This window comes from Streptomyces adustus, from assembly GCF_009377175.1.
GTDB lineage: Bacteria > Actinomycetota > Actinomycetes > Streptomycetales > Streptomycetaceae > Streptomyces > Streptomyces adustus.
Genome location: NZ_VJZD01000088.1, coordinates 23,053 through 33,970 on the forward strand (window position 1 = coordinate 23,053; position 10,918 = coordinate 33,970).

Consider the following 10,918-nt stretch of genomic DNA (forward strand, 5'->3'; position numbering starts at 1 on the left):
ACCGGCCTCATAGCCTGAGCGCTCGTGACCGACGATCCGCAGCCGCGCCCGCCGAGCCCCAGCCCGAGCCCGAGCCCGAGCCGAGACGACCTCGGCCGGTTGTTCAACGAGGTGCCGGAGCTCTACGACCGGGTGCGGCCGGGATACCCGGACGAGCTGTTCGCGGACCTCGTCGCCGTCACCGGGCTGGACGAGACGTCGTCGGTGCTGGAGGTGGGCTGCGGTACCGGCCAGGCGACGATCTCGCTGGCGGCGCTCGGCTGCTCGGTGACCGCCGTCGAGCCGGGCGCGGGCATGGCCGCACTCGCCCGTCGGCGGATCGCCGCCTTCGGCGACGTCGAGGTCGAGACGTCGACGTTCGAGGAGTGGGACGACCGCGGCCGACGCTTCGACGTCCTCGTGGCCGCGTCGTCGTGGCACTGGGTCGACCCGTCGATCGGCTGGCGACGGGCGTACGACGTCCTCCGCCCCGGAGGCTGGACGGCCCTGCTCGGCAACGTCGTCGTCCGCCGGCCGGGAGAGCCTGAGATGTACGCCGAGACCGCCGATCTCCACGAGCGGTTCTGCCCGGGGAACCCCGGCTGGGGGCACCCTCCGCTGGAGGACGACGTGCGCACCACCGACGAGGGCTGGGGGCTGGTCGACGACCCGGGAGGGTTGTTCGGCCCGACGATCGTGCGCTGGTACCCGAGCGTCCAGTGGTTCAGCGGGGACGGCTTCGCCGATCACCTCCGCTCGACGTCGCTGTACCGCAGGCTCGACCGTGACGTCCGTGAGCCGCTTCTCGACGCGGTCGCCGAGCGCATCCGCACGCGGATGGGCGACCGGGCGGCCCGCCGCTACCTGAGCGTGCTCCGCGTCGGACGGCGCGCCGAGTGACCCGCCCCCGAGGCCACTCGACGCGCCGTGAGATCAGTCCAAGGGCTCGGCGGCCTTGGTCAACGGGCCGCCCGCGTCACCCGTATTGAGGACGCCTGCCGGTTCCAGCAGCAGAATGGCGGTCTCCTCGTCCGCCACCGGGCAGTGTTCGACGCCCCGGGGAACCACGAACAGCTCGCCCGGTTCGAGCACGACGTCGCCGTCCCTGAGCCGTATGGTGAGCCGGCCGCTGATGACGAGGAACAGCTCGTCGGTGTCCTCGTGGGTGTGCCAGATGAACTCGCCCTTCAGTTTGGCGAGTTTGACCTCGTAGTCGTTCAGATCGGCGATCTTCTTCTGGGTCCAGAGCTCGTCGAACTGCGCGAGCTTGTGGGCGAGGTTGACGGATGCACGGGGTTCGGTCATGCGAACAGCGTGCTGCCGCCGGTCGCTTCTGGTCTTGTACGTTCGTTGCATGACCGGCCCGGTCGAACGACCCAGGGACGAGCGGCGTTTCGCCTGCCGCTCAGTTCGACATCCTGGCGAACATGCCGGGCTGGTAGGAGCCGCCCGGGTTGTGCACGATCACGTTCATCCGGGTGGCCGCGTTGATGAGGGAGACCAGGCAGACCAGCGCGCCGATCTGGTCGTCGTCGTAGTGCTTGCGCACCTCGGCCCAGGTGTCGTCGGACACGCCGTGGTCGCCGAGTCGGGTGCCTTCCTCGGTGAGCGCCAGCGCGGCCCGTTCGGCCTCGGTGAACACGGTGCTGTGGCGCCATGCGGCGACCAGGTTGATCCGGAGCGCGGTCTCGCCGGCGAGCGCGGCTTCCGTGGTGTGGGCGTCGACGCAGAAACCGCAGCCGTTGAGCTGGCCGACCCGCAGTTGGACCAGTTCCCGCAGGGCCTTCGGGAGCGTCGATTCCTCCAGGGCCGACGAGACGTTGTAGAACCGCTTGGCGATCTTCGCGGCGGTCGGGCTGTCCAAGAGGTTGAAACGGGGTTCCATGATGCCGTCCTCGGTCGTGGTGTTGCGTGCTGTCGCACTGGACGGACACAAGATGCCGACGGCCCGTTCCTTGTGACAGGGCGGGGATGTGGCGCACGTCACCGGGCACGGGTGTCACAGAGCGGTGCGGACCGGCGTCTGGTGTACAGCGCAGCCGAGAGCGGACGGGCGGGAGCCGGCGATGAACGACCGAACCACGAGCGACGGGACGAAGCACACATCCGGGCCGGCCGCCCGTGGTGACCGCATGGACGGCGTCACCCGGGCGTTCGTCGCCCACCGCAGCCTGCTGTTCACCGTCGCCTACGAGATGCTCGGTTCGGCCGCCGACGCCGAGGACGTCTTGCAGGAGACCTGGCTGCGATGGGCGGGCGTCGATCCCGACACCGTGCAGGACCAGCGTGCGTACCTGGTCCGGATCGCCACCCGGCAGGCGCTGAGCCAGCTGCGTACGCTCGGCCGGCGCAAGGAGTCCTACGTCGGCCCCTGGCTGCCCGAGCCGCTGCTGACCACGCCCGACGTGGCCGAGGACGTCGAGCTGGCCGACAGCGTCTCGATGGCGATGCTGCTGGTGCTGGAGACGCTCGCGCCGACCGAGCGGGTGGTGTTCGTGCTGCGCGAGGTCTTCGACGTCGGGTACGACGAGATCGCCGAGGCCGTCGACAAGAGCCCGGCCGCGGTCCGCCAGATCGCCCACCGGGCACGGGCCCACGTCGCCGCGCGCCGACCGCGCGGGGTCGCCTCCGCCGCCGAGACCCGCCGTACCGTCGAGGCGTTCCAGCGGGCGGTCGAGACGGGCGACCTGCAACGCCTCCTCGACATCCTCGCCCCGGACGTCGTCCTGCTGACCGACGGCGGCGGAGTCGTACGGGCCGCACTGACACCTGTCGTGGGGGCCGAGCAGGTGGCCGGCGTGCTGGGCAGGATCGCCGCCGCGGTGTCCCTGCAACCGACACAGATCAACGGCGACCCGGCGCTGATCGTCCGGCTGGGCGGCGAGATCGACACCGTTCTGGCGCTGCGCGTCGACGACGGCCGCGTCACCGGCCTGTACGCCGTGCGCAATCCCGAGAAGCTGTCGCACCTGGAGCGGGAGACCACCTTGCGCCGCTGAGTCCGAGACCCTCGGGAGTCTGCGCCGGACGGCAGAGACAGGTGAAGGCGGTGTCAGAGCCGCGTGTCATGGTCGGGCTGGACCTACCTGAACAAGGCAGGTGACTCCCTCGTCAACTTCCAGGGCCGTCTGCTGTGCACGGCCCGCCCGACGCAGGAGTGGCTGGAGGGCCGCGGCCCGGAGGTGCTGCTGCACACCACGGGCCGGGCCGACTTCCACATCGGACCGTCAGAAGTCGTACGGCTTCCTGACGTTCCAGTTCAGCACATCGGCCTCGTTCCAGCTGAACTGCGGCTGCCGGCCCTTGAGGACGACCGAGTAGAACGGGCCGGTGTGGCCGTCCGCGCCGCGCAGCGCGATGGCCAACGACGTCGCCGTCTGGTTCTTCGAGCCGTAGTCGAAGAGGTTCACCGCGCTGTACACCTTGCCTCCGGGCTGGAGTGTGAGGTGCTTGTCGCCGCCCGGGACGTCCTTCTTGGAGTGCGGCAGCGAGGCGCCGTCGTCGCCGAGCTTCACGGCCGGGTACGAGGTCACCCAGCAGGGCGTGGTGCTCGTGTTCGACGCGGTGACCAGCAGGTGGTCGCCCTGCTCGCCGGCGAACCGGTGCACCGCGGTGACCAGCATCTCGTCTCCGCGGCACTGCCGGGCGGCGGCCGTCGTGCCCTTGCTCGCGGCCTTGCCCGTCCCGCTCGGGACGGTCGCCGAACGCGCCCCCTCCTTGGTGCCGCCACTGCCGGCGGCCTGCTCCGCGCCGGTCTTGACGTCCCCGCCGGACGCGGACCGGGCCGGCGCGCTACCGGCGGCGTGGCCGCCGCCCGCCGCCTTCGAGTCGCCGTCGGTGCCGCCGCAGGCGGTCAGGCCCAGCGCCAGGGCGGCGGTGACGGCGGCCAGGGCGGCGGCACGGGCGGTACGGCGCGCACGATGCGTGGTCATGATGAAAGCTCCCCCATGGTCGGTCGGGACGCGGCACCTCCCCCGCTCCCGCAGGGTGACCGACCGCATCCGCTGTTTCGCTGCACCCCATGAGATGGCGCTGGGGTGGGCGTTGTTCCACCAGGTTTGTCCGTGTTCGGTAACAAGGTAGTCGGGTGCGGGCAAGCGGACGGATCGCCGTGCGGCGCACGGCGTGTCGCCACTGACATCAGCCGAATACGATGGAATCGCATGTCTGCTTTGCGGCAGATGAGAGGTTATGTCATGGATGGAATTGCCGACATGGGAGGCACTCAGGGCTGGGGACGGGTGCATCCGCCGGATCGCGAGGAGCGCGTCTTCGCGGAGGACTGGCAGCGCAAGGCATTCGCGCTGGCGATCCTCTCCAGCCGTGTTGCCTGCGGCGGCGTCAACACGGACGCCTTCCGGCACGCACTGGAACGCCTGGACCGTGCCGCCTATCTGGACGACGGCTACTTCGGGCGATGGCTCAACGGCGGAGAGCTGATGCTCACCGAACACTCCGTCCTGGCGCCCGGTGCGGTCGAGGCCCGCGCCCGCAATCTGCGCGGCGAGGACGTGGAGGAGCCGCCGGTCCCGGAACCCGACCTGCCCCGGTACGCACCCACCGCCGAGGGCTCGCTGCGGTCCGTGGCCACCTCACCCGCCTTCGGCGTGGGCGAGCGTGTACGCGCCAGGAACACGTCCGTGCCCGGGCACACGCGGCTCCCGCGCTACGTGCGGGGACACAGCGGAGTCGTCGAGATCATCCAGCCCGCCCATGTGCTGCCGGACACCAATGCGCACTTCATGGGCGAAAATCCGCAGTACGTCTACTCCGTACGGTTCGACTCACGCGAACTGTGGGGCGCCGACGCCGAACCCTTCACCGTCACCGTGGACATGTACGAGAGCTATCTGGAGACCACCGCATGACCACCACCGGCGGCTCCGACGAGAGCCCTTCCGTGGCGCTGCGCACCGAGGCGCTCGAACAACTGCTCACCGAGCGCGGCCTGATCGACCCGAACGTCATGGACGCGATCATCACCCGCTACGAGACGAGCGTGGGCCCGCTCAACGGTGCCGAGGTCGTCGCCAGGGCGTGGACCGACCCCGACTACCGGCGACGGCTGCTCGCGGACGGCACCGCCGCCATCAAGGAGCTCGGCTTCTCCGGACCGCAGGGCGAGCACATCGTCGTGGTCGAGAACACTCCGACCCTCCACAACGTCGTCGTGTGCACGCTGTGCTCGTGCTACCCGTGGCCGGTCCTCGGCCTGCCGCCGAGCTGGTACAAGGACCCCGCCTACCGGGCACGCGTGGTCCGGGAGCCGCGCACGGTGCTGGCCGAGATGGGACTCACGCTCGACGACGACGTGCAGATCGTCGTCCGGGACTCCACCAGCGAAGTGCGCTGGCTCGTCCTGCCCGAGCGTCCATCCGGCACTGAGCACCTCACGGAAGCGGAACTCGTGCCGCTGATCACCAGGGACGCGATGGTCGGCGTGGCCAGGGTGGCGGCGCCGTGAGCACGCCGCTGGACATCGAGGGCCCGGCGGCACCTCCCCGCTCCAACGGTGAGCTGGTGTTCGCCGAGCCGTGGGAGAGCCGCGCCTTCGGCCTGGCCGTCACCCTGCACGAGGCCGGCTCTTTCACCTGGCCGGAGTTCCGGACCGCGTTGATCGCCCGGATCACCGCCTGGACAGCGTCAGGAGGGCCCGGCGGGCCCTATCCCTACTACCGGCTGTGGCTGGGCGCACTGGAGGACGTACTCGCCGGTCTCGGCGTCGTCTCCACGGACGAGGTCATCACCCGCGCCCGAGCCCTGGCGCAACGCGCCCCGGGTCACGACCACCGCGACCACGCGCATTGACAGGACGGGGTGACCGACACAGTGATCGACACCGATGAGCTGGCCGAACGGAACGCCCGGTTCGCCGACGGCGGATCGTTCGCCGGCCTCAAGCTCATGCCCAGAGGCAGTCTGACCGTCATCGGCTGCGTCGACCCCCGTGTCGACCCCTCCGACGTGCTCGGGCTCCAGCTCGGCGAGGCAGCGGTGATCCGCAACGTCGGAGGGCGGGTCACCCCCGCGACGCTCCGGACGCTGGAGATGCTCTCGAAGGTCGTCCAGGCCCGCACGGGCGGCCCCGGCCCGCGCGACAACCACTATGCGGTCCTGCACCACACCGACTGCGGGATCACGGACCTGGCCGCGTTCCCCGAGCTGCTGACCGACTACTTCGACGTCGCGGCCGCGGACCTGGACGCCAAGGCGGTCACCGACCCGGTCGCCGCCGTCCGCGCCGACGTCGGGATCCTCAGGCAGAAGCTGCGGGCCGGAGTCTTCGTGTCAGGGCTCGTGTACGACGTGACGACCGGGCTCGTCGACATTGTCGTACCGCCCGAGCGGGTGGCAGCATGACACCGCGTGGCGCCTGCGGGCGACGTGCCCCCTGCGGACCTGCGGCTCGTGACGGGTTCGGCTCCCCGGGCGGCCGGCCGCAGCGGCGGGGAGGGGCTTTCCGGCATGTGCGATGACCACGGGCGGTCGACGGCCGAGGCGGCGTGGTCGGCGCCCCGCGTCGCGGAGGGACCGGCCGTCGACCCGGTGACGCTGCCCGAGGTCGACGAGATCAGGGTCACGACGATGGTCGACAACACCTTCGACGCCCTGCTGCCCTCTGCCGAAGGTGTCGCCCGGGCGTCGTTGGCCGCCGGACGGACCGCCGCGGCGCAGTTCGCCGGCGGCGAGACCTTCGCGGGGCTGCGTGCCGAGCACGGCTTCTCCGCCCTGGTCACCGTCCGCAGTGGGAACGCGAGCAGCACGCTGCTCTTCGACACCGGCGCGTCGCCGGACGGACTGGCGGTGAACGCCGAGCGTCTCGGCATCGATGTGGGCGGCTTGCGGGGCGTCGTGCTCAGCCACGGACACTTCGATCACGCGGGCGGCTTCGACGGCCTGGCCCGGCTGCGCGGGCGCTCCGGCCTGCCGCTGACCGTCCACCCCGCGGTGTGGACCCGCCGCCGCCTCGAACTGCCCGCCGGCCAGGGGCTGGAGATGCCCACGCTGTCACGGGGAGCCCTGGAACGCGAAGGGTTCGAGGTGATCGAGCGGCGGCAGCCGTCGCTGCTGGCCGGCGGCATCCTGATCACCGGCGAGGTGGACCGCGTCACCGAGTTCGAGCGCGGTATGCCACCGCCGCACCAGGCCTGGGACGGGAAGGGCTGGCGACACGACCCGACCGTCATCGACGACCAGGCGCTCGTCGTCAACGTGCGCGGCCGGGGACTTGTCGTCATCACCGGGTGCGGGCACGCCGGAGTGGTCAACATCGTCCGGCACGCCATGAGGCTGACCGGCGTCGGCAGACTGCTGGCCCTCATCGGCGGCTTCCACCTGAGCGGCCCCGCCTTCGAGCCGGTCATCGGCCCGACGGTGGCCGCGCTCACCGAACTCGCACCCGAGCTCATCGTCCCCGGCCACTGCACCGGCTGGCGCGCCCAGCACGCCCTCGCCGCGGCCCTCCCGGACGCATGGGTACAGACCAGCGTCGGAACCACCTGCACACTCGGCGCCGCCCAGGCGGCCGATGCCTGATCCACCCAAATAGTGATCATGCTGTGACCCGGCTGTGTGTACCTCGGAAGCCCTCCTGGTCCATACGGTCCAGGTGTGTCATACAACGAGAACCCCTCCCCCGATCACCGCAGATCCGACGGCGGCCAGTGGAACGCGGCGCACGACGACGACTTCGCCCGGTGGGCGGCCAGCATGCAGCAAGGCCCGTCTCCCGCCCGGAAGAGTGCGTGGCCGCGGTATGCCGTACTGGCCGTGGCGACGGCCGCCGTGGCCACGGCGGCCGTCCTTGCCGTGCGTCACACGACCTCGTCATCCCCCGAACACGAAGCTGCCGCAGCAGGGACGGCATCGGCCGCACCGACGCCGCGAGCCTCGGCGACGAGCGCTCCCGCGGCAGAGCGGCCGGTGATCCCCCTGGCCGACGCGTTTCCCGTCCATGTGGCAGACGGCAAGGGTGGCACCTTCACCAAGCTGGGCGAGGCCGCACTGAAGTCCTGCACCGAGCCCGACTCGGTCGGGTCGGCACTGGCCGGCGAGATCGATGCCGGGAAGGGATGCCTCGGCGAGTCGGTCGCTCTGTACAAGGACACGCACGACAATCAGTTCAACCTGGCCGTCTTCACCATGAAGGACCCACAGGAGACGGTGAAGTTGGTGACCCAGCTGACCATGAACTTCAACGACTACGAGGTGGCCGCGCAAGCTCCACCGCCGGGATCCGGCCTGCCGACCCTGCCGGCTGACAGCGGAATGGTGCAGGCTTTCACCGGGCAGGGCCGCGCCATGGTGGTGGGACTCGGCCAGTGGTCGGACGGCCGGACGAGCGATTACCAGGAACTGGTGGACCACTTGCAGCCGTTGCTCACCTCGGTCTCGAAGAACGTCGCCCGCTATGAGACCGCGGATTGATCCAGGGACTGCCGTGTGGATGCGGTGCGGTCAGCCAGTCCAGGATCGCCCGCGAGATGGCGCCGTCGGCGCGGACGTCGTAACCCTCGTAGCAGGGCATGGAGTTGGCTTCCAGGAAGTACCAGTCGCCGGTGATCCTGTCGATCTTGAAGTCCACGCCGAGGAAGGGCGTCCTGGTGTCGGCGACGAGTCGTCGGCAGCCCTCCAGCACGGTCTGCGGGAGGTCGAGGGGCGCGTAGCGGTTGGCGCCGTGGGCGGTGCGGTAGTCGACGTTCGGTGAGTGGACCGACTCGGCGAAGGCCCGGTCGGCGACGACATGGACGCGTACGTCCGGGCCGGTGATCCGTTCCTGGAACAGGGCCGGGGAATGCCGAAGGCGGGGCAGAAGCAGCTCGTGCTCGCTGCCGAAGAGCGTGGCCCAGGTCTTCGCCGCGCCGGCGCCTTTGACGACGGTGCCGCGGGGACAGGAACGGACGAACGCACGCGCGGTGGCCGGGTCGTTGGTGAGACAGGAGCGGGGGATCCGCCAGCCCCCGACGGGTGCCAGGGTGACGGCGTGCAGCAGTTTCGCGGCGTTGGTCGCCTCCCGCCAGGGCGGGTTGAGCACCGGCAGGTCGACGGCCTCCAGCACCCGGCACAGCGCCTGGTACTGGCCGTCCGCCCGGCGCGCCGTGGCCGGTGCGGGGGCGGCGGCCGAGACGTTGAGCGGCCGGCACCACACGGCTCGGACCTCGCCGAGGACCACATGGCCTGCGCTGTCGCCGGTGCGGACGGTGGTGGCGCGCAGATCGTCGAGCGGGACGGTCAAGTCGCCGTACAGGGCGAGCGTGGGCAGGTCGACCACCGCGAACGGCAGGTCCGCGGCGGCGAGGGCGCGCAGCCCGTGCACGAAGGTGGGATCGGCGGCCAGGCCGAGGCACAGGATCACGGCTGCCCGGCCGGCAGCCGGTCCAGGAGCGCCTGGAACACGAGGTGCAGCACGGGCTCGAACTGGTGGTACGTCGGCAGAGCGGACACGTGCAGGAGTCGCCACCCTGCGCCCGTAGGCTCCAGGACCAGCAGGCAGAAGTCCGCGCCGAGCGAGCGCAGCCGGTCGAGCAGCGGAGCGAGAGCGCTGCGGGTGGCGGAGCTCGGGATCCCGCCGGTCTGCGACGGCTCGAACACCCGGTCCCCGGCGAGCAGGACGTACCGGACGCGGTCCGGATCGAACAGGGTGAAGCGCAGGATCTCGTCCGGGACTTGAGCTTCCGTGTCCCGGCCCAGGAACATGCCGTCACGCTCGCGATGGACGTTGACGCGCTCGGCGGGCGCTGCCGCGTGCAGGGGCCGACCGAGCGAGGACGGCGGGAGCGCCACCCCGGGCACCCGGGCCAGCAGGAGGGGATCGAGGGATGGCAGGAAGCCCTGGCGCGTCGCTCGGTTGACCACGGGCCCCTGCCAGAGGGCGAGCGCCGACCACCAGACGGCCAGCGCCTCGGCGTGCGCGAACATCGCGTCACCGTCTTCACCACCGGGCGCCCCGATTCCCCGGTGCAGCACGCCCCGCACCGGTTCACCGTCCACCCGGAGATCGACGTGGTACGACGCGTCCCGCCCGGAAGTCACCGTGACGCACACCTCGTTGAACCCCTGGGGCATCACCGCCCTGTGCCCGCGCTCCGCCGCGAAGGCACAGAACATGCGGGCGGTCTCGTCATCGGACGGGGCGAGCACCAGCAAAGTCACCGCGATCCTCATGCTCTTCCGACTCGTCGGGAACGTCGTCCCCGGCGGACCTGAGCGCGTGCAACGCCTGCGCGAGCTGCCACGCGTTCCGCGCGAGATCGGTGGTCACATCGGGACGTGCGGCGGCCGGCAGGAAAAGTCCGGATGCGCCACAGCCGCGAACATCCCATCCCCGCATGTCATCAGTCACGACTGACCGGGAGCACGACCGGACCCCATTCGCCGACCGGCACCGAGGAAAGGTTCGCGCTGGACCCGCCGTATCCGCTGCTCGCGCCGGGAGTGCTCCGCTCGCCGAATTCGCTTCCCTCGCTGAATTCGCTGCGCTCGGAGTTCTCGCTGTTCTCACTCGTTTCGCTGGTCTCGCTTCCCTCGCTGCCCTCCTTCATCCGGGTGAGCCCCGGCACACCCTGACCTCCCAGGTCCCCCGCCCGAAGGGCATCGAACCTGCGGGCGGCGTCCTGAATTTCGACGGGAAAGGAGGCGAAGGCGGAAACGGAGGCTATGTCAGTCATGATTTCCCCCTGAACTGCGAAGCCCGGTGCATTCCACGGTATCTCCCGCCGAAAGTTCCCCGCAGGGGGCGCGCGAAGCACCCGAACGACAGAAAAACGCCCCGGCACGGGTTTTGGGTCCAGGGAGGAGGGTGCACGCCACGTCGACGGCCGCGGACGCGTGCCGGGCGGTGGGAGCGGGGCTGTCGGAACCGGCGTCACCGGGTGGCTCGTCTCGAGCAGCAAGATCGGACGGAGGGGAGACCAAGTGGAGCCAGGGGCGGCGGGGGCCC

At 70.7% G+C, this 10,918-nt stretch carries 14 protein-coding genes; 8 read left to right on the plus strand and 6 right to left on the minus strand.

What is annotated here, in order from left to right; genetic code table 11:
- The first annotated feature begins 24 nt into the window (after positions 1-24).
- Positions 25-879 (plus strand): class I SAM-dependent methyltransferase, encoded by an 855-nt coding sequence (locus tag FNH09_RS21985; RefSeq protein WP_338017644.1) that lies wholly within the window; start codon positions 25-27, stop codon positions 877-879.
- Positions 880-912: 33 nt separating this feature from the next.
- Here the strand turns inward: FNH09_RS21985 and FNH09_RS21990 are convergent, their stop codons facing one another.
- Positions 913-1,284, minus strand: a complete 372-nt coding sequence (locus FNH09_RS21990; protein ID WP_152890590.1) for a cupin domain-containing protein — start codon at positions 1,282-1,284, stop codon at positions 913-915.
- 100 nt (positions 1,285-1,384) lie between these two features.
- A complete protein-coding gene (locus tag FNH09_RS21995) occupies positions 1,385-1,864 on the minus strand; it encodes a carboxymuconolactone decarboxylase family protein (protein WP_152890593.1) in 480 nt (159 codons plus the stop codon).
- Positions 1,865-2,045: 181 nt separating this feature from the next.
- Between FNH09_RS21995 and FNH09_RS22000 the strand changes: the two genes are divergently transcribed.
- Positions 2,046-2,978, plus strand: a complete 933-nt coding sequence (locus FNH09_RS22000; RefSeq protein ID WP_152890595.1) for an RNA polymerase sigma-70 factor — start codon at positions 2,046-2,048, stop codon at positions 2,976-2,978.
- A gap of 228 nt (positions 2,979-3,206) precedes the next feature.
- On the opposite strand, the gene FNH09_RS22005 is transcribed toward FNH09_RS22000, so the two are convergent.
- Positions 3,207-3,911, minus strand: a complete 705-nt coding sequence (locus FNH09_RS22005) for a DUF4232 domain-containing protein (protein ID WP_152890597.1) — start codon at positions 3,909-3,911, stop codon at positions 3,207-3,209.
- 264 nt (positions 3,912-4,175) lie between these two features.
- Here FNH09_RS22005 and nthB point away from each other — a divergent pair, with 264 nt between their 5' ends.
- From nthB to FNH09_RS22035, 6 genes are all read left to right on the plus strand, one after another.
- Positions 4,176-4,847, plus strand: a complete 672-nt coding sequence (nthB, locus tag FNH09_RS22010) for a nitrile hydratase subunit beta (protein ID WP_152890599.1) — start codon at positions 4,176-4,178, stop codon at positions 4,845-4,847.
- Positions 4,844-5,443 carry a nitrile hydratase subunit alpha gene (nthA, locus tag FNH09_RS22015; RefSeq protein ID WP_152890602.1) on the plus strand — a complete coding sequence of 200 codons (600 nt, stop codon included), beginning with the start codon at positions 4,844-4,846 and terminating at the stop codon, positions 5,441-5,443. The genes nthB and nthA overlap by 4 nt, the downstream gene beginning before the upstream one ends.
- Positions 5,440-5,787, plus strand: a complete 348-nt coding sequence (locus tag FNH09_RS22020; RefSeq protein WP_162468915.1) for a nitrile hydratase accessory protein — start codon at positions 5,440-5,442, stop codon at positions 5,785-5,787. Before nthA ends, FNH09_RS22020 begins: the two co-directional genes overlap by 4 nt.
- A gap of 9 nt (positions 5,788-5,796) precedes the next feature.
- Positions 5,797-6,339 carry a carbonic anhydrase gene (locus FNH09_RS22025; RefSeq protein ID WP_338017645.1) on the plus strand — a complete coding sequence of 181 codons (543 nt, stop codon included), beginning with the start codon at positions 5,797-5,799 and terminating at the stop codon, positions 6,337-6,339.
- Positions 6,340-6,444: 105 nt separating this feature from the next.
- The gene (locus tag FNH09_RS22030; protein ID WP_152890604.1) at positions 6,445-7,515 is read left to right on the plus strand and encodes an MBL fold metallo-hydrolase; all 1,071 of its coding nucleotides are present in this window, start codon (positions 6,445-6,447) and stop codon (positions 7,513-7,515) included.
- Between the two features lie 234 nt (positions 7,516-7,749).
- On the plus strand, positions 7,750-8,406 hold the full coding sequence (locus FNH09_RS22035; RefSeq protein WP_152890606.1) for a hypothetical protein: 657 nt from the start codon (positions 7,750-7,752) through the stop codon (positions 8,404-8,406).
- On the opposite strand, the gene FNH09_RS22040 is transcribed toward FNH09_RS22035, so the two are convergent.
- From FNH09_RS22040 to FNH09_RS22050, 3 genes are all read right to left on the minus strand, one after another.
- Positions 8,360-9,334 (minus strand): MvdC/MvdD family ATP grasp protein, encoded by a 975-nt coding sequence (locus tag FNH09_RS22040; RefSeq protein ID WP_202919722.1) that lies wholly within the window; start codon positions 9,332-9,334, stop codon positions 8,360-8,362. The two genes, FNH09_RS22035 and FNH09_RS22040, sit on opposite strands and share 47 nt — an antisense overlap.
- On the minus strand, positions 9,331-10,143 hold the full coding sequence (locus FNH09_RS22045; RefSeq protein ID WP_152890608.1) for a hypothetical protein: 813 nt from the start codon (positions 10,141-10,143) through the stop codon (positions 9,331-9,333). Before FNH09_RS22045 ends, FNH09_RS22040 begins: the two co-directional genes overlap by 4 nt.
- 170 nt (positions 10,144-10,313) lie before the next feature.
- Positions 10,314-10,646 carry a hypothetical protein gene (locus tag FNH09_RS22050; RefSeq protein WP_152890610.1) on the minus strand — a complete coding sequence of 111 codons (333 nt, stop codon included), beginning with the start codon at positions 10,644-10,646 and terminating at the stop codon, positions 10,314-10,316.
- Positions 10,647-10,918: the final 272 nt, after the last annotated feature.